The organism is Brevundimonas vesicularis (genome assembly GCF_044807075.1).
GTDB lineage: Bacteria > Pseudomonadota > Alphaproteobacteria > Caulobacterales > Caulobacteraceae > Brevundimonas > Brevundimonas vesicularis_G.
In genome coordinates this window covers 2,412,356-2,430,242 of record NZ_CP085234.1, presented here as the reverse complement: position 1 = coordinate 2,430,242, position 17,887 = coordinate 2,412,356, and the positions used below count along the sequence as shown (strand labels likewise).

At 67.2% G+C, this 17,887-nt stretch carries 18 protein-coding genes; 7 read left to right on the top strand and 11 right to left on the bottom strand.

The window, feature by feature from the left end; all coding sequences use genetic code 11:
• Positions 1–54: 54 nt before the first annotated feature.
• The gene (locus LG306_RS12195; protein WP_404414874.1) at positions 55–1,002 is read right to left on the bottom strand and encodes an acetyl-CoA carboxylase carboxyltransferase subunit alpha; all 948 of its coding nucleotides are present in this window, start codon (positions 1,000–1,002) and stop codon (positions 55–57) included.
• Positions 1,003–1,092: 90 nt separating this feature from the next.
• Positions 1,093–1,995 (bottom strand): site-specific tyrosine recombinase XerD, encoded by a 903-nt coding sequence (locus LG306_RS12190; RefSeq protein WP_404414871.1) that lies wholly within the window; start codon positions 1,993–1,995, stop codon positions 1,093–1,095.
• A gap of 125 nt (positions 1,996–2,120) precedes the next feature.
• Here LG306_RS12190 and LG306_RS12185 point away from each other — a divergent pair, with 125 nt between their 5' ends.
• A complete protein-coding gene (locus tag LG306_RS12185; RefSeq protein WP_404414868.1) occupies positions 2,121–2,687 on the top strand; it encodes a shikimate kinase in 567 nt (188 codons plus the stop codon).
• A complete protein-coding gene (aroB, locus tag LG306_RS12180; RefSeq protein WP_404414866.1) occupies positions 2,684–3,790 on the top strand; it encodes a 3-dehydroquinate synthase in 1,107 nt (368 codons plus the stop codon). Before LG306_RS12185 ends, aroB begins: the two co-directional genes overlap by 4 nt.
• A gap of 38 nt (positions 3,791–3,828) precedes the next feature.
• Here the strand turns inward: aroB and LG306_RS12175 are convergent, their stop codons facing one another.
• From LG306_RS12175 to tadA, 3 genes are read right to left on the bottom strand one after another with little or no spacing between them, the layout of a single operon-like run.
• Positions 3,829–4,875 (bottom strand): NAD(P)H-dependent flavin oxidoreductase, encoded by a 1,047-nt coding sequence (locus LG306_RS12175; protein ID WP_404414863.1) that lies wholly within the window; start codon positions 4,873–4,875, stop codon positions 3,829–3,831.
• A 40-nt stretch (positions 4,876–4,915) separates the two neighbouring features.
• Positions 4,916–5,341, bottom strand: a complete 426-nt coding sequence (locus tag LG306_RS12170) for an MliC family protein (protein WP_404414860.1) — start codon at positions 5,339–5,341, stop codon at positions 4,916–4,918.
• 49 nt (positions 5,342–5,390) lie between these two features.
• Positions 5,391–5,849, bottom strand: coding sequence for a tRNA adenosine(34) deaminase TadA (tadA, locus tag LG306_RS12165; protein WP_404414857.1), 459 nt, complete (start codon positions 5,847–5,849; stop codon positions 5,391–5,393).
• A 12-nt stretch (positions 5,850–5,861) separates the two neighbouring features.
• Here tadA and LG306_RS12160 point away from each other — a divergent pair, with 12 nt between their 5' ends.
• A complete protein-coding gene (locus LG306_RS12160) occupies positions 5,862–7,430 on the top strand; it encodes a pseudouridine synthase (protein ID WP_404414854.1) in 1,569 nt (522 codons plus the stop codon).
• Between the two features lie 3 nt (positions 7,431–7,433).
• Complete coding sequence (gene rsmD, locus LG306_RS12155) at positions 7,434–8,009, top strand: 16S rRNA (guanine(966)-N(2))-methyltransferase RsmD (protein ID WP_112862178.1); 576 nt, start codon at positions 7,434–7,436, stop codon at positions 8,007–8,009.
• Positions 8,010–8,080: 71 nt separating this feature from the next.
• Here the strand turns inward: rsmD and LG306_RS12150 are convergent, their stop codons facing one another.
• Both LG306_RS12150 and LG306_RS12145 read right to left on the bottom strand, forming a co-directional pair.
• Positions 8,081–8,533, bottom strand: coding sequence for a hypothetical protein (locus LG306_RS12150; RefSeq protein ID WP_404414851.1), 453 nt, complete (start codon positions 8,531–8,533; stop codon positions 8,081–8,083).
• A 220-nt stretch (positions 8,534–8,753) separates the two neighbouring features.
• On the bottom strand, positions 8,754–9,206 hold the full coding sequence (locus LG306_RS12145) for a low molecular weight protein-tyrosine-phosphatase (protein ID WP_404414848.1): 453 nt from the start codon (positions 9,204–9,206) through the stop codon (positions 8,754–8,756).
• 162 nt (positions 9,207–9,368) lie between these two features.
• Between LG306_RS12145 and LG306_RS12140 the strand changes: the two genes are divergently transcribed.
• Together LG306_RS12140 and LG306_RS12135 are read left to right on the top strand one after the other, a co-directional pair.
• Positions 9,369–10,565 (top strand): DUF262 domain-containing protein, encoded by a 1,197-nt coding sequence (locus tag LG306_RS12140; protein ID WP_404414845.1) that lies wholly within the window; start codon positions 9,369–9,371, stop codon positions 10,563–10,565.
• Between the two features lies 1 nt (position 10,566).
• Positions 10,567–11,196, top strand: a complete 630-nt coding sequence (locus LG306_RS12135; protein ID WP_404414843.1) for a HEPN domain-containing protein — start codon at positions 10,567–10,569, stop codon at positions 11,194–11,196.
• 10 nt (positions 11,197–11,206) lie between these two features.
• Here LG306_RS12135 and mutL read toward each other — a convergent pair whose 3' ends face one another.
• Positions 11,207–13,093, bottom strand: a complete 1,887-nt coding sequence (gene mutL, locus LG306_RS12130) for a DNA mismatch repair endonuclease MutL (protein ID WP_404419724.1) — start codon at positions 13,091–13,093, stop codon at positions 11,207–11,209.
• A gap of 84 nt (positions 13,094–13,177) precedes the next feature.
• On the bottom strand, positions 13,178–15,802 hold the full coding sequence (gene topA, locus LG306_RS12125; RefSeq protein ID WP_404414840.1) for a type I DNA topoisomerase: 2,625 nt from the start codon (positions 15,800–15,802) through the stop codon (positions 13,178–13,180).
• A 138-nt stretch (positions 15,803–15,940) separates the two neighbouring features.
• Here topA and LG306_RS12120 point away from each other — a divergent pair, with 138 nt between their 5' ends.
• Positions 15,941–16,135 carry a hypothetical protein gene (locus LG306_RS12120; RefSeq protein WP_404414837.1) on the top strand — a complete coding sequence of 65 codons (195 nt, stop codon included), beginning with the start codon at positions 15,941–15,943 and terminating at the stop codon, positions 16,133–16,135.
• On the opposite strand, the gene dprA is transcribed toward LG306_RS12120, so the two are convergent.
• Positions 16,132–17,205 (bottom strand): DNA-processing protein DprA, encoded by a 1,074-nt coding sequence (dprA, locus tag LG306_RS12115; RefSeq protein WP_404414835.1) that lies wholly within the window; start codon positions 17,203–17,205, stop codon positions 16,132–16,134. The genes LG306_RS12120 and dprA overlap by 4 nt on opposite strands.
• Positions 17,202–17,840, bottom strand: a complete 639-nt coding sequence (gene plsY / locus LG306_RS12110) for a glycerol-3-phosphate 1-O-acyltransferase PlsY (RefSeq protein ID WP_039247674.1) — start codon at positions 17,838–17,840, stop codon at positions 17,202–17,204. Before plsY ends, dprA begins: the two co-directional genes overlap by 4 nt.
• Positions 17,841–17,887: the final 47 nt, after the last annotated feature.

The window sequence follows — 17,887 nt, the reverse complement described above, 5'->3', positions numbered from 1 at the left end:
AGCCTGGCAGACGAGGGTGGATGCTGCGTTAACGCTGATTCGGGCGATCAAGCGTCAGAGGGCGCCGATGGCGTAGAAGCGATCCGCGCGGCGCTTTTTGATCTGCTGGGGCGTAAGGCCGTCAAAGCCCTTCAGCTCTTCGGCCAGCACGTCGCCGACATTGGCCATGGCCGTGTCGCGATCGGTATGGGCGCCGCCGACAGGCTCTTCGATCAGGCGGTCCACGATCTTCAACTGCATCAGGTCTGGACCGGTGATCTTCATCGCCATAGCCGCATCCTTGGCCCGCGCGCCGTCGCGCCACAGGATGCCGGCGGCGCCCTCGGGCGAGATGACCGAATAGATCGAGTGTTCCAGCATCAGCACACGGCTGGCCGCGGCGATGGCGATGGCGCCGCCCGAACCGCCTTCGCCCGTGATGGTGGCGATGGAGGGCACGCCCAGGGTCAGGCAGCGCTCGGTCGAGCGGGCGATGGCCTCGGCCTGGCCGCGCTCCTCGGCGCCCAGGCCCGGATAGGCGCCGGCGGTATCGATGAAGCTGAGGACCGGCAGGCCGAACTGCTCGGCCATGTCCATCAGGCGCACGGCTTTGCGATAGCCCTCGGGCCGGGCCATGCCGAAGTTGTGGGTGATGCGGGTCGCGGTGTCGTGGCCCTTTTCATGGCCCATGATGACGACCGGGCGACCGCGGAACCGGGCCAGACCGCCCAGGATGGCCTGGTCGTCCCCGAACTGGCGATCGCCGTGCAACTCGTTCCAGTCGGTGAACAGGCTTTGGACGTAATCGATGAAGTGCGGACGCTGCGGATGACGCGCGACCTGGGTCTTCATCCAGGGGTCGAGGCCGGCGTAGGTCTTCTTGCGCAGCTGGTCGGCCTTTTTACGCAGGCCCTCGATCTCATGGTCGATGTCGCCCGAGGTGTCGGCTAGCAGCGACAGCTCCTCGATCTTGGCTTCCAGATCGGCGATCGGCTTTTCGAAGTCGAGATAGTGCGTGGCCATCAAGGCGTCCGGGAACTGCAAACGGGCGAAAGCGCCCTTGGGGGAGGCGCGCGAACCTAGAGAGGTCAACGCCGCCGGGCAAGCGGGGGTTCAGTCGTCGCGCGCCAAGGGGTGGTTTTGGTGGACGACCTGGGCCAGGCGGTCGGTGGCGACGTGGGTGTAGATCTGGGTCGTGGCGATGTCGACGTGGCCCAGCAGGGTCTGGACGACGCGCAGGTCCGCGCCGCCTTCCAGTAGGTGGGTGGCGAAGGCGTGGCGCAGGACGTGGGGGCTGACGCGGGCGGGGTCGATGCCGGCCGTGATCGCCGCCTCGTCCAGCAGTTGGGCGAAACGGCGCGGCGTCAGATGGCCGGTGCGGCCGGAGGAGGGGAACAGCCAGGGACTGTCGGGCGTCTCAGGCTTTCGCTTCGCGTCGCGCGCGATGAGCCAGGCCTTGATCGCTTCGCGCGCGGCGGTGTTCAGGGGCGCGAGCCGTTCCTTGCCGCCCTTGCCGCGCACGATCAGGTAGGCGGGGTCGCGCCGGACGGCCTCGACTTTGAGCCCCAGCAGCTCGGACACCCGCAGGCCGGAGGCGTAGGCCATCTCGACCAGGGCGACCAGGCGCAGGCCCGCCGCCGCATCGCGGGCGGCCGAGGCGGCCAGCAGGGCGTCGATCTCGGCGCGGCTCAACACCTTGGGCAGGGACTGGCCCTGTTTGGGGGCGTCGAGGCGGCGCGACGGGTCGTCGGTGCGCCACCCCTCGGCCAGGGCGAAGCGGTAGAACTGACGCGCGGAGGACCGGCGACGGGCGGCGGTGGCGGCCGACAGGCCGCGCCGCGACAGGTCCGCGAACCAGGCTTCGACCGCTTCGGCGTCGGCCTTCATCAATCCGCCGGCGTCCGAAAGCGCCATCTCCGCGTCCGCCAGATCGCGGCCATAGGCGGACAGCGTATGGGGCGAGGCGTCGCGTTCGACCGCCATCATCTCCAGAAAGGCCTCGATCTGGGGCGTCATGCGGCGATCCGTAGTCTGAACGACTGGCGCAGGGTCAGGCTTGGTGTAGAGGTTTTCTGGATCATGCCTGCCCGCGCCGCCGCCTTCGCCTTCCTCTCGACCGACCGTTCCGCCGGAGCCGCCGGATGAGGCGGCGTGCGAATCCGGGTCCGACCCGCACCATAGCCCTGGTCGGCCTGATGGGGGTGGGCAAATCGTCGGTCGGTCGTCGGCTGGCCAACCGGCTGCGACTGCCGTTTGCGGACGGGGATGTGGAGATCGAGGCGGCGGCTGGAATGACGGTGTCGGAAATCTTCGCCGCCCTGGGCGAGGCCGAGTTCCGCGCAGGCGAGGCGCGGGTGATCCGCCGTCTGCTGGAAGGGCCGCCCATCGTACTGGCGACCGGCGGCGGGGCCATGATGAACCCGGAAACGCGGGCGTTGCTGAAGGCCAGAGCGGATACGGTCTGGCTGAGGGCCGATCTGGCGGTCATCGCGGAGCGGGTGGCGCGGCGCGACACGCGGCCGCTGCTGCGCGGCAAGGATCCGCTGGAGGTGCTGACCGGCCTGGCCGAGGCGCGCTATCCCATTTACGGCGAGGCCGATGTGACCGTGGACGTCGGGCAGGGCTCGCACGGCCAGGCGGTGGACGCCATTCACAAGAACCTGCGCCGACACTGGCGCCAGAGACGACGCACGGAGACCCCGCAATGACGATCATTCCGGTCAGCGGCGGGGCCTTTGCCGCCTATGACGTCGTGGTGGGACGCGGGCTGCTGGCGCAGGCCGGCGCACACATCGCGCCGCTGGCCAAGGGGCGGACGGTCATCGTCACCGACGCGACGGTGGCGGGCATCCACGCCGAGACCCTGACTGCATCTCTGACGGCGGCGGGCGTGACCAGCGAGATCGTGGCTGTGCCGGCGGGCGAGGGCTCCAAGTCGTTCGCCGAGCTGGAGCGGGTGCTGGACCGGCTGCTGGAGATCGGGCTGGATCGCAAGGATGTGGTCATCGCCCTAGGCGGTGGGGTCGTGGGCGATCTGGCCGGACTGGCGGCGGCCCTGTTCATGCGCGGCATCGACTTCGTGCAAATTCCGACGACTTTGCTGGCCCAGGTCGACTCGTCCGTCGGCGGCAAGACAGCCATCGATACGCCGCGCGGAAAGAATCTGGTCGGCGCGTTTCATCAGCCGCGTCTGGTGCTGGCGGACATCGACGTGCTGGCGACGCTGCCGGAACGCCAGGTGAGGTCCGGCTGGGCCGAGGTGCTGAAACACGGGCTGATCTGCGACGCGGCCTTCTTCGACTGGCTGGCGGGCGAGGGGGCTGTGGGCGCCAAGGGCGATCCGGCGGCGCTGGAACGGGCGGTGATCCGCTCGGTCGAGATCAAGAGCGCGGTGGTCGGCGAAGACGAGAAGGAGGCGGGGCGACGCGCCCTGCTGAACCTGGGTCATACCTTCGGCCATGCGATCGAAACCGAGGTCGGCTTCGACGAAGGGGCGCTGGCGCACGGCGAGGCGGTGGCGCTCGGCTGCTGCATGGCCTTCCGCTATTCGGCGCGTGAGGGGCTGTGTTCGGCAGAAGAGGCGGCGCGGGTCGAGGCGGTGGTCGCGGCGGCTGGGCTGCCGACGCGGCTGGATCTGGCGGGATCGTTTGCGGCCGACCGGCTGCTGGCCCTGATGGCGGGAGACAAGAAGGCCGAGGGCGGGGCGCTGACCCTGATCCTGGCGCGCGGCATCGGCCAGGCCTTCGTGGCCAAGGGCGTGGATGCGGCCAAGGTGCGGGCCTTCCTGATCGAGGAAGGCGCGACCGGCTGAGTGTGCGAGCCGCTGGACCAGCGACTGGCGGCGTTCCTCTAGATACGCATCTCCGCGACCAGCGCCGAGATCAGGTCGGCGGCCGGCATGGCGCGCGCCAACGGAGCGCCCTGACCCGCCCACTGTGCGCCAAAGCCGTTTTCGCCGGCGGCCTTTGCGGCGGCGTTCAGAGCCTTGCCTGCATCATAGGCGACTGGATAGTCCGGGATGACCGCTGCGCTCTGCGCGCCCCATTCGGTGAAACGGTTGCGCAGGCAACGGGCAGGACGGCCGGAGATGGCGCGGGTCATGGTGGTGTGATGCGCGGCGTCGCCGTTTAAGGCGGCGCGATAGCCTGCGTCGGTCGCGCTTTCTGGACAGGCGATGAAGGCGGTGCCGAGCTGGGTCGCGACGGCGCCCAGGTTCAGGGCGGCGCGAACGCCTCGCCCATCCATGATCCCGCCTGCCGCAATGCCCGGCAGGCCAGCGCGCAGCACCAGAAGACGGGTCAGCGCCAGCGTCCCCAGGCGGCTGTCGGCGGCTTCGGGGTCGAACAGCCCGCGATGACCGCCGGCTTCCCAGCCCTGGGCCACGACGGCGTCCATGCCAGCCGCCCTGCAGGCCCGGGCCTCGTCCAGATTGGTGGCGGTCGCCAGCAGCAGGCAACCGGCCTGTTTCAACGCGTGAATCCGCTCGGCGTCGGGCAGGCCGAAATGGAAGCTGACCACACGCGGCGGATCGGCGAGCAGCGCCGACAGCATGGCGTCGTCGTCGGCGAAGCTCTGGTAGAGGGTATTCAGCCCGGCGGGCGGGCTTGCGCCGAACGCCTCGAACTGCGGGGCCATGGCTTCAAGCCAGGCCGCTTCGACAGCGACATCACGGCGCGGCGCGGCGTGGACGAACAGATTGACGTTGAAGGGCCGGTCGGTCAGCGCCCGGGTCTCGGCGATCATCCGGCTGGCGCCGTTCGCATTCGTGGCCCCGACGGCGATGGAGCCGAGCGCGCCGGCGTGGCAAACGGCGGCGGCCATTCGGGGCGTCGAGACGCCGGCCATCGGCGCTTGGATGATCGGGACGGTCAGGCCAAGCTGTTCGATCAGGGACATGAGGCGGACGTATGCAGCATCGCCGCGTCTCGCAACGCGATCAGTCGACCGCGCGGCATTCCGTCGGCTGGCGGCCTTCGACCGACCAGGTGGCGAGGACGCCCTTGCCGCGCAGTTCGACGTTGGAGGCGCGATACCAGATGCCGTCGGCGGCGCGCTCCTGATACAGGTCGATGGCCTCGCCGGACGAGTTGCGGACGGTGGCCATCTGGCGCGGGTTGTCGAAATCGGCCGACAGACGCTCGCCATTGTCACACAGATAGACGGTGTGGACGACGCGGTTCAGGGTGCGGTCCTGGATTTCGGCGCCGGTGCGCTTGCGCGCCGTTTGCGCCTCGATGGCGCGTTCCTTGACCTCGTCGCCGGTGCGCGGAGCCTTGTCGGGATCGGCGCCGCAAGCGGTGAGCAGAGCCAGGGCGGCTAAGCCGCTGAACACGATCGACTGCGGCAGATCCGGCTTGAACAAGGTCTTTTCCCTCCACGGCGTCGCCCAACGGCGCCGCTTTCGCGGCGGTCTAACGTGCGCCGCCTGTCGCCGTTCCCCGTCTTTGACGGAAGAACAACTTGAGCAGGGCGGACGCCTCGTTCGCCAGAAGGCCTGAGGCCGTCGTCGGGCGCCAGTGGCAGGTGGGTTGTTCGAACAGGCGCGGACCGTGAATGACGGCGCCGCCCTTGGGATCGTCGGCGGCCCAGACGACGCGGCCGATGCGGGCGTGGCTGATGGCGCCGGCGCACATGGCGCAGGGCTCCAGCGTCACATAGAGGGTCAGCCCGGTCAGGCGATAGTTGTCCAGCGCCGTCGCCGCGCGCCGCATGGCGACGATCTCGGCATGGGCGGTGGGATCGCGAGCCGCAATGGGACCATTGGCGCCGGTCGAAATTACCTCACCTGAGGCAGGATCGACAAGAATTGCGCCCACGGGCACCTCTCCTGCGTCCGCCGCCGCTTGCGCTTGGTCCAGCGCCATGCGCATGAACCGCTCATCATGGTCCGCCATACAGACGACAACGACAAGAAGCCCCGCGCCCGTCAAGACGAACGGTCGCCCCGGCCCTTTAAATCCTCCGGTCCCCGCAAGAGCGGCGACGGGACGAGATCATTCGGCGACAAGCCGCGCGGCCCTCGCGAAGACGGCGCCAAGCGGTTCGGCGACAAGCCTGATCGGCCCCGCAGCGACAAGCCGCGCAGCGACCGGCCCCGCACCGACAAGTCGCGCAGCGATGGGGGCGGCAAGGACGGCAAGTCCAAGACGCCGGACACGCCTCTGCGCGCCGAGCGAATCGCCAAGACCATGGCCCGCGCCGGCATCGCCTCGCGCCGTGAGGTCGAACGGCTGATCGGCCTGGGCAAGGTGGCGGTCAACGGCCGCATCCTGGATACGCCCGCGACCCTGGTGACGCGCGACGACGTGATCACCGTGGACGGCAAGCCCATCGGTTCGACCCAGGCGACACGCGTCTGGCGCTATCACAAGCCGGCGGGCCTGTTGACCAGCCATAGCGACCCGACCGGTCGCCCGACGGTGTTCGACGCCCTGCCGGCCGGTCTGCCGCGCGTGATCTCGGTCGGGCGGCTGGACCTGGCGACCGAAGGCTTGCTGCTGCTGACCAACGACGGCGAGCTGAGCCGGGCGCTGGAACTGCCTTCGACCTCTCTGGTGCGTCAGTACCGGGCGCGGGCGCGGGGCAAGATCACCCAGGAGCAGCTGGACGCGCTGAAGGACGGCGTGGTCGTGGACGGCGTTTCCTATGGTCCCATCGAGGCCAAGCTGGACAAGGCCAAGGAGTCCAAATCCGAAGACGGCAAGGCGCCGGCGAACCTGTGGATTTCGGTGTCGATCACCGAGGGCAAGAACCGCGAAGTCAGGAAGGTGCTGGAGTCCGTCGGCCTGACGGTCAACCGGCTGATCCGCCTGGCTTACGGGCCGTTCCGCCTGGACGTGCTGCCGGTCGGGTCGGTGGAAGAGGTCGGGCCGCGCGTGATCCGCGAGCTGCTTGCCGACTACATCCGGCCCGAGAACCTTCCGACCGGCAATACGGTCGAGACGCCCGCGCCCATCCCCGGCCGTCGGGTGTCCACGCCCATCGTCAAGGGTCGGTCGGGTTCGGCCATGTCGGACCCGTCGCGCAAGCCCAGCCGCGTTCGCGCCGCCGAGACGGCCCAATCCACGTTCAAGGCGGATGCGGTCGAGCGCCGCGAGCGTCCCCCCAAGAAGGAGGGTTGGGCCAAGGCCGCGCCCAGGTTCGAGCATTCCAAGACCTTCAAGCCGCGCGAGCGCACCGCGCCCGCCGGCGACCGCCCGGCGCGTGAGGCCAACTCCGTGAGGGATGGAGATCGGCCCAAGCGCGCCTTCAAGCCCCGCGACGACCAGTTCATCGACGACCGGCGCGGCAAGCCCGGCGCCAAGCCTGCGGGACGCGGCGGTTTCGGCGCCAAGAGCGACGCCAGACCGGCGGGCCGGGACTTCAAGCCCCGCACCGGCGGCAAGCCGGCGGGACCGTCGGGGACCAGCGGTCGCGGACCGGGGGGCAAGCCCCGCACGCCGCGCGGCTGATCCATGCGGATCGTCGCCGGAAGCCTGAAGGGCCGGGCCATCGTCGCGCCGGAGGGGCAGGGCACGCGCCCGACCTCGGACCGCGCGCGCCAGGCCGTGTTCAATGTGCTGGAACACGCCGCCTGGGGCGAGAGCCTGCAAGGCTTGCGGGTCATCGACCTGTACGCCGGTTCGGGCGCCCTGGGGTTCGAGGCGGTCAGCCGGGGCGCGGGCTTTTGCCTGTTCGTCGAGACGGACGACGGGGCGCGCGGCGCGATCCGCGAGAACGCCGACGCCTATGGGCTGATGGGACGCACGCGGGTGCACCGCAGGAGCGCGACGGACCTGGGCGTCAGGCCCGGCCCGATCGCCGAGGCGTTCGACCTGGCCTTTCTGGACCCGCCCTATGGCAAGGGGCTGGGGGAACAGACGCTGGCGCGGCTGATCGAGGGAAGCTGGCTCAAGCCCGGCGCCCTGGTGGTGTTCGAGCGCGGGTCGGACGAGCCGGAGATCGACACCCCCGGCTATCAGCGGCTGGATGCACGCGACTATGGCGCGGCCAGGGTGCTGTTCCTGAAGGTGGCGGACCCCGCCGCCTGAGCGGAAAATGTGCACTGTGAGTTTTTACAGTGCACTTTCGTGCAGATTTTTGCGAGCGGATCGCAACGGCCTCAGTCCTCGGGCGGCGGTCCCAGCAGGGCCTCGTCCTCCGCCTCGATCTCGAGGCGCATTTCTTCCAGCGAGGCGGCCACCTCCTCGCGGCTCATGCCCCTGAAGAAGTCCCGATCGAAGGCGCGAGCCTCGCGGGTCAGTTCGTCGGCCAGGGCGCGCCAGCGGCGGGCATCCGACGCGCGCCCGCCCTCGACCGCCTCGGCGAAGCGCAGGCGCGCGGTGCGGGCCAGGTCGTCCATGTCCAGGTCGGAATAGAGGTTCAGATCCAGCTCGCCGGGCGGCGGCTCGACCTGATCGCTGCGCCGCCAGCCGTATTTGCGGGCGCGGCGGCGAAAGGCGGACAGGCCCAGATCGTGGCGTCGACACACGGCCTCGGCGCTGAGACCCGACAGATAGTCGGTGCGGGCCTGGGCCCAGATGGCGGCTTCACGGATGCGATAGGGCTCGGTCATGATCGCAGCCATAGACCGGCGCTACGTCAGATGCGGACGTGCGACTTCCGGTCCTTCTCCCGTTGGGAGAAGGTGGCGCGGAGCGCCGGATGAGGGTCGGTTCCATCTTTCGGCGTCAGCCGTCGCAAGGGAAGAATTAAAGCAGCCGACCCTCACCCTTTCGGCTTGGCGCATCGCTGCGCTCCGCGAGCCTCAAGCCCTCTCCCAACGGGAGAGGGTGTCAGAATTTGGCGACCAGGCCGCGCGCGGCCGCCGTCACCTCGGCCCAGGTGATTTCGAACCCGTCGTCGTCGCCGAAATAGGGGTCGGCGACGGCCTGACCCTCGCGGCCGGGGACGTGGTCGAGCAGCAGGCTGAGCTCGGCGGTCGCATCGTCGGGCCGCAGACGGCGCAGGTTTTTCAGGTTCTCGTGGTCCAGGGCGATCACATGGGTGAAGCGGCGAAAGTCCGCCTGCGTCACCTGCCGCGCCCTCAACCCCGAAATCTCCACCCCATGGCGCCGCGCCGTCGCCTGCGCCCTCGGGTCCGGCGGCTCGCCCGCATGCCAGTCCCCGGTCCCGGCGGAATCGACGATCAGGTCGAGCCGGAGCCGCTCCGCCTCGGCGCGCAGCGCGGCCTCGGCGAGGGGGGAGCGACAGATGTTGCCGAGGCAGACGAAGAGGATGGAGGGCATGGGGGAGTTAGAACGAATAAGTAGGCGGGCTGTGAATTTTCCAGAAGCGGGTTTGTAGCATGCAACTGGAAGCATCTGTCAGCGGCGTGATAAGGCTAGGGAAGGCGTTAAGGCTACGCCGGCAGATGAACCGCTGAACTAGCGATAAGCCCTGAGGAAATAATGGTGGTTGACCAAGCCGACCTTTTCGACAGCGAGCCTGTGATTGAGGTCGAGGATCAAGCTGAAGGGCTTGAAGACGTTGCTGCAATAGATGGCAGTATCGTCTCGCAATCCGTGGTTAGTGGCACCGACTGGACCGCCGAAACAATTATAACTCAGATTGACAAGGGTAATATACAGCTCAATCCGAGATTTCAGCGGCGAGACGCTTGGGAAGGTCATAGGAAGAGCAGCTTTATCGAGTCTCTCATTTTGGGCCTTCCGATCCCGCAGATCGTTTTAGCGGAGTCTCAAACTAAACGTGGCTCCTACATCGTGATCGATGGAAAGCAAAGGTTGCTTAGTATTCGGCAGTTCGCTGCAAAGGCTGATGATCAGGTATTCTCGCCATTGCGCCTTACGGGGTTAAGTATCCGAGGAGATTTGCATCTATCCACGCTTGAGAGCCTTCGGCTTGATCCTTCCGCTGCTGACGATGTTGCGGCCTTCGAGAATCAGCCAATACGAACGGTTGTTATAAAGAACTGGGGTAGTGAGGCGTTTCTTTATCAAGTTTTCCTAAGGTTGAACACAGGCAGCGTTCCTCTATCCCCGCAGGAGCTTCGACAAGCCTTGCATCCTGGGCCGTTCGTTGAGTTTATAGAAGAGGCGTCCGCAGAGAGTGCCGCTCTGAGAAAAGTCTTAAAGCTGAAGAAGCCCGATTTTCGGATGAGGGATGCAGAGCTTCTGACCCGTTGGTATGCGCTTCGTCGTTATGCGCCGGCATATACCGGGGACTTAAAGTCGTTTCTGGATCGTACCTGCGAGAATCTCAACAAAGAATGGGAGAGCCGATCTGAAGAATTACGCTTGGATCTTGAGCAGTTTGAATCCTCTGTAACTACTTCGTACAAAATATTTGGCAATCATGCGTTCCGGAAATGGTCTAAGGGGGCGTATGAGCGTCTCTTTAACCGAGCCATATTCGATATGGTGACTTATTATTTTGGAAGTCCTGATATTCGGGATGCTGCCGAAAGAAATTCTGAGGAAGTCGAAAAGGCATTCAAAGAGCTCTGCGAGAACAATGCAGATTTCTTGGCATCGGTGGAGAGAACCACAAAAAGTATGGGGGCAACCACAACCCGAATGGGCTTGTGGGCGGAGGCTCTTACGCGAGCGACAGGCATTGAAGTAAGTTCGCCACTTACTGCTTAAGATGGCACGCTCGGCTCGATTTAAGGAACTGCGGCGTCGTCTGTTTGAACTTCGTCGGCACATGCTGCCAGCGAAATTCTCGGCAACGGGGGTTTATCGCCCCAGAGAGCTAGATCGAGCTCGAGGTTTTCGGCTTCTCGCTCACGCCGAGATCGAAGCATTCATTGAAGATGTCACGTTCCAAATAGCTAAACAAAGCGTATCGAACTGGGTTAATCAGCGCGTTGCCAGCGGCTCGCTTTTTTGCCTGATAGCCCACTATCACAGTGGGTTTGGCATAGACTTAGACGAGCAGCCGGCTTTCTCCAGCGCAAGTCGGCCTAGAGTCAAAGAGGCGATTGAAGAGGTGGTGGCTGTCGCCTTAAAGCAGTATCGGGCGATACACGATCAAAATCATGGAGTTAGAGAAGAGAATATATATAGATTGGTGTTGCCTATCGGCATCCGGAAGGATGATCTTGACCCTCTGTGGATTACCAATCTCAATGAGTTTGGAAAGAGTCGAGGTGACGTCGCTCACCGGGCGGTAAAAGTCCATCAACAAATTGACCCGAGAAATGAGTGGCAAGTCGTAAGCAATCTCATCGAAGGACTGGAGCAGCTCGATGAGCTGATCTGTTCTTTGAGATAAGATCGGCTTCTCACCTTCTCCCGAACAGCTTCTCCAGATCGTGCAGCTTCAGCTCCACATAGGTGGGGCGGCCGTGGTTGCATTGGCCGGAGTGGGGGGTGGCTTCCATCTGGCGCAGAAGGGCGTTCATCTCCGGCGCCGAGAGGACGCGGCCTGAGCGGACGCTGCCGTGGCAGGCCATGGTGCCGCAGATGGCGGCGAGGCGTTCCTTGAGCGACAGGGCCTGGCCGTGTTCGGACAGGTCGTCGGCGATGTCGCGGATCAACCCTTGCACGTCGGTGTCGCCCAGCATGGCCGGGGTCTCGCGCACCAGGACGGCGCCGGCGCCGAAGGCCTCGACGATCAGGCCCATCTCGGCCAGTTCCTCGGCCCGCCCGGCGACGCGCTCGGCCTCGGCGGGGTCCAGATCGACCACCTCGGGCGTCAGCAGGGCCTGGCGGGTCACGGACCCCTCGGCCATCTGGGCCTTCATCCGCTCATAGACCAGCCGCTCGTGGGCGGCGTGCTGATCGACGATGACCAAACCGTCGCGGGTCTGGGCGACGATATAGTTGGCGTGGAGCTGACCCCGTGCGGCGCCCAGGGGGTAGTCGAGGGGGTCTTGAGGCGGAGTGGCGAGTGGCGAGTGGCCAGTGGCGAGATCGAGGTTTTGGGCGGGCTGCGACGGCCATGAGGGACCGTCCCATGACGGCTCGACGCGGGCGCTGCGCTCGTTGAGGCCGGGCAGGACCTGGGCGGTCTGTGAAGCCGGCGCGTTCCAACCGGCCCATCCGGACCAGCCCTCGGCACTCGTCCCTCGCCACTCGCCACTGTGCGTCACGCCGGTGTGGGGCTGGAAGCCGGAAAGGGCGTCGGCGGCGACTGTTGTTGAGGCGCGGTGGCCGGCGGCGTGCAGCGCGTGCCGCAGGGCACCGACGATCAGGCCGCGCACCAGGGCCGGATCGCGGAACCGGACCTCGGCCTTGGCCGGGTGGACGTTGACGTCGACAGAGAGCGGATCGATGTCGAGGAAGAGGACGGCGGCCGGATGCCGGTCGCGCGCCAGGAAGTCGGCGTAGGCCCCGCGCAGGGCCCCTTGCAGCAGCCGGTCCTTCACCGGGCGGCCGTTGACGAACAGATACTGATGCGCCGCATTGCCGCGCGAATAGGTGGGCAGGCCCGCATAGCCGGACAGGCGCACGCCGTCCCGCTCCTGATCGATCAAGAGCGCGTTGGCCTCGAAGTCGCGGCCCAGCAGAGCCGACAGCCGCCGCAGACGGCCTTCGTCGCCCGGATGTTCGGCGGGCAGGCGCAGCGTGACCTTGCCGTCCAGCGACAGGGTGAAGGCGACGGCCTCATGTGCCATGGCCTGGCGCTTGATCTCCTCAGAGATGGCCATGGCCTCGGACCGCTCGGACTTCATGAACTTGAGCCGGGCGGGGGTGGCGTAGAAGAGATCGCGCACCTCGACCCGCGCGCCGTGCGGGCCGGGGAAGGGGGCGGGGGCCAGGGGACGGGTCTCGCCGCCCTCGACCGTGATGGCCCAGGCGTCGGTTGCGTCACGCGACCGGGTGGTGATCGACAGGCGGGCGACCGAGCCGATGGAGGGCAGGGCCTCGCCCCGGAAGCCCAGGGTGTGGATGCGCAGCAGGTCCACGTCGCCGGCGTCGTCAGGCTCAAGCTTGGACGTGGCGTGGCGTTCGATGGCCAGCGGCAGTTCCTCGCGCGGAATGCCCTTGCCGTCGTCGGCGATCAGGATGCGCGACAGGCCGCCGCCGTCGGCCTGGATCTCGATATTGCGGCCGCCGGCGTCCAGGGCGTTCTCGACCAGTTCCTTGATGGCGCTGGCCGGCCGCTCGACCACCTCGCCGGCGGCGATGCGGTTGACGGTTTCGGGGGAAAGGCGGCGGATGGGCATGAGCAGGCGAAGATAGGGCGCGGGGGGGATTCGCGCCATGAGGCTTCGTCTCCTCCCCACGCCGTGGGGAGGAGACGTTGAGCGTCAGTCTTCGGTCTTGGACTTGGCGGCCTTCTTCGCCGGAGCCTTCTTGGCGGCCGGTTTCTTGGCGGCGGCCTTTTTCGGGGCGGCGGCTTTCTTGGCGGGCGCCTTCTTCTTGGGCGCGGCGCCGGCCTTGGCGGCGAGGAGAGGCAGGGCGTCTTCCAGGGTCAGGTCTCCGGGCGCCGTGCCCTTAGGCAGGGTGGCGTTGATCTTGCCGGACTTGACGTAGGGCCCGAAGCGGCCGGCCATGACGTGGATCGGCTCACCCGTTTCCGGGTGGGCGCCCAGGTCCTTGAGCGGAGCCGCAGCCGCGCCGCGACCGGGACGACCGGCGCGCTTCTCGGCCAGCAGGGCGACGGCGCGGTTCAGGCCGACCTCAAACACCTCGTCGATGTCCGTGACATTGGCATAGGTCCCGGCGTGCAGGACGAAGGGGCCGTAACGACCCAAGCCCGCCGTGATCATCTTGCCGTCCTCGGGGTGAGCCCCGACCTCGCGCGGCAGGGCCAGCAGACGCAGGGCCTGATCTAGCGTCAGAGAGGCCGGCGACCAGCCCTTGGGCAGGGACGACCGTTTGGGCTTGTCGCCCTCGGGCGGGGTGATTTCGACGTAGGGGCCGAAGCGGCCGATCTTGAGCTGGACCGGCCGGCCCGTTTCCGGATCGACTCCCAGTTCGCGGTCGCCGCTCTCGGCCGAACCGTCCTCAGCCGACGGGCTGGCGACGGGGCGTGTGTATTTGCACTCGGGATAGCGATCGCAGCCGATAAAGGCGCCGAAGCGGCTGGTCTTCAGGCTGAGCTGGCCCTGGTGGCACAGGGGGCACTCGCGCGGGTCGGTACCGTCGCCCTTGTCCGGGAAGATGTGGGCGCCCAGGCTTTCGTTCAGCGCGTCCAGAATGGCCGTGGTGCGCAGTTCGCCGGCGGCTTGCGTCGCGGCGTGGAAGTCCTGCCAGAAGTTGCGCAGCAGCACCTTCCAGTCCAGCTGACCGGCCGAGACCTCGTCGAGCTGGGTCTCCAGCGCGGCGGTGAAATCGTATTCGACCCACTTCCTGAAGAACTGCTCCAGGAAGGCCGTCACCAGCCGTCCCTTGTCCTCGGGATAGAAGCGGTTCTTGTCGACGCGGACGTATTCGCGGTCGCGCAGGGTCGACAGAGTCGAGGCGTAGGTCGAAGGGCGGCCGATGCCCAGCTCTTCCAGCTTCTTGACCAAGGTGGCTTCCGAATAGCGCGGAGGCGGTTCGGTGAAATGCTGGTCGGTGCGGATGGCGTCGACCTTGGCCTTGGCGCCCTCCTTCAGAGCCGGCAGGCGGCTGGTGTCGTCGCTCTCGTCGTCTTCGGCGCCCTTCTGCTTTTCGTCGCGGCCTTCCTCATAGACGGCGAGGAAGCCGTCGAAGGTGACGACCTGGCCGGTGGCGCGCAGGCCCGTCTGGCCGTCGGCGGTCTCGATGTCGACGGTGGTGCGGTCCATCCGGGCCGCCTCCATCTGCGAGGCGACCATCCGCTTCCAGATCAGTTCATACAGGCGCTGAAGATCGGATTCGAGGCGAAGGCTGTCGGGATGGCGCGCGATGTTGGTCGGCCGGATCGCTTCGTGCGCTTCCTGAGCATTCTTGGCCTTGGTCTTGTAATAGCGTGGTTCCTGCGGGACGAAGGCCGGGCCGAACGCCTGGCTGATGACCTCGCGCGCCTGGGCGATGCCCTCGGGCGTGGTCTGGACGCCGTCGGTCCGCATATAGGTGATCAGGCCGCCGGTCTCGTCGACGCCTTCATACAGCTTCTGCGCCGCCTGCATTGTGCGCTGGGCCGAGAAGCCGAGCTTGCGCGCCGCTTCCTGTTGCAGGGTCGAGGTGGTGAAGGGCGGGGCCGGATTGCGGCGGACGGGCTTCTTCTCGACCGCATTGATGGTGAAGTCGCCGGCGGCAATGGCCGCGCGGGCGCCGGAAGCCGTCGCCTCGTCCTTGATGTCCAGACGCTGGATGCGCTTGCCGGCGTGCTTGACCAGGCGAGCGGTGAAGGGCGGGCTGTCGGCGTTCAGGTCGGCCTCGATGGACCAATATTCCTGAGCCTTGAACTTCTCGATCTCCATCTCGCGATCGACGACGATGCGCAGCGCCACGGATTGGACGCGTCCCGCCGAGCGCGCGCCCGGCAGCTTGCGCCACAGGACCGGCGAGAGGGTGAAACCGACGAGGTAGTCCAGCGCGCGGCGGGCCAGATAGGCCTCGACCAGCTCCATGTCGATCTGGCGCGGATTGGCCATGGCCTCGAGCACGGCCGACTTGGTGATGGCGTTGAAGGTGACGCGTTCGACGTGGGTGTCCTTCAGCGCCTTCTTCTTGTTCAGCACTTCCAGCACGTGCCAGCTGATGGCTTCCCCTTCGCGGTCGGGGTCGGTCGCCAGGATGACGCGGTCGGCGCGCTTGGCGGCCTCGGCGATTTCGGACAGGCGTTTGGCGCCCTTGGCGTCGGCTTCCCAATGCATGGAGAAGTCGTCGTCGGGCAGGACCGAGCCATCCTTGGACGGCAGATCGCGGACGTGGCCGTACGAGGCCAGGACCTCATAGTCCGAGCCCAGATACTTATTGATGGTCTTGGCCTTTGCGGGGCTCTCGACGATGACGAGGTTCATAACGGTCCGGTCTCGGGAAGGGGCGCGAACGTGGTTGGAGCAGAGCCGTGAGTCAATCGCACCTGTCGTCTTACACCCCAAGGTAGTTGTGTTTTAATGAAGCCCGGTTAGATTGTGTTGCTGGCAACGGAGACGATCATGGCGACGGCGCAACCTCAATCGGCCTGCGAAACGGATCGCCAGGCGCATATCGAAGCGGCCGCCTTTCCGACACGGGAATACATCGGCGCCATGGCGCTGGAAATGGCGCGGCTGGCGCGGGACGAAGGCGATGTGCGGCTGGCCGGCTTGCTTGAACAGGCGGCTGGCGTGGCGGGTCATCCGCCGGGCTAAAGAGAAGCCAGGCCGCCGGGCAGCAGGTCCGCGCGGCCGGTCAGGCTGAGCTCCAGCAGGGCGGCGGCGACCTGGGACACCGGGGCGTTCAGGGCGCGGGCGATCTCGTCGCGCGGCGTCGGGGTCGGCGACAACAGGGCGGCGACGCGGTCAAGGAAGGCGTCGTCGATGTCGCCGTCGAATCGCATCGGATCGGCAGGCGGCTCGCGCAGGGTGCGCAGGGTGTTGAAGGCGCGGTCGATATCCTCGATCCCCTCGCACAGGATGGCGCCCTGGCGCAGCAGTTCGTTGGGCCCTAGCGCGCGGGGATCCAGCGGCGATCCGGGCACGGCGAAGACATCGCGGCCCTGTTCGGCGGCGAGACGGGCGGTGATCAGGGAACCGGACCGGACCTCAGCCTCGACCACCACGACGCCGCGCGACAGGCCTGAGATGATGCGGTTGCGGCGCGGAAAGTCGCGCGCCTGGGCGCGGGCGCCGACCGGGCTTTCGGAGACGACGCAGCCTTGTTCCGTCAGGCGGGCGTAGAGGTCGGCGTGTTCGGACGGATAGATGTCGTTCACCCCGCCGCCCAGGACCGCAACGGTCCCGGTCGCCAAGGCGCCGTCGTGGGCGGCCGCGTCGATGCCGCGCGCCATGCCCGAGACGACGGCATGACCGGCCTGACCGAGTTGCTGCGCCAGACCGCGTGCGATCCGCTGACCGCCCGCCGAGGCGATGCGGGCGCCGACGATGGCGACAGAGGGCTGGTTCAGCAGGTCGACGCGGCCGCGCGTCCACAGGATCGGCGGCGGCGGATCGAGCGCGGCGAGCATTTCGGGATAGTCGGGATCGCCCAGCACCAGCAGGCGGGCGCCGATGGCGTCGCCGGCGGCGATCTCGCGTTCGACTGTCTCGACGGGGGGCCGAACAGAGGTGGCGCCGGATTTGCGCACCAGATCGGGCAGGGCGTCCAGCGCACCGAGGGCCGAGCCGTAGCGGCCGATCAGTTGGGTGAAGGCGACGGGGCCGATGCGGTCGGTGCGGGCGAGCCGCAGCCGGGCGAAGCGTTCGGCCGGGTCCAGGCTCACGCCTTCTTGGCCCCGATGCGCGGTTCCTCGCCCTTCAGCAGCCGGGCGATGTTCTGGTGATGTCGAACCCAGATCAGAACGGCGGCGAAGACGGTCAGGGCGAGGATGGGAAGGCTGACCGGCAGGCCGACGACGGCGAGCGGCAGAAGCGCCAGCAGCGGCGCGGTCGCCGATGAAATGAGCGCCGCCAGCGACGAATAGCGGAACAGGAAGGCGCAGAGCAGCCAGACCGCCCCCGCCATCAGGCCAAGCGGCCAGGCGGCGGCCAGCAACAGGCCATAAAAGGTGGCGACGCCCTTGCCGCCCTTGAAGCCCAGCCAGACGGGAAAGAGGTGGCCCAGGAAGGCCGCGCCGCCGGCGATGGCGCCGGCCAGTTCGCTGCCGAACAGATGACGGGCGATCAGCAGGGCGACCGCGCCCTTGCCGGCGTCCAGCAGCAAGGTGGCCAGGGCCAAATCCTTGCGGCCGGTGCGAAGGACATTGGTCGCGCCGATATTGCCCGAGCCGATGTTGCGCACGTCGCCGGCGCCGGCTGCACGCGTGATCACCACGCCGAACGGAATCGAGCCGAGCAGATAGCCGCCCAGCGCCACCAGCGCCAAGGTCCCGAGAGCCGGGGCCACTAGATCCTGCACGTTGATTCGCTCCCCGCGTGTCGTTGCGGCAAAATGCGTCGCGGGGC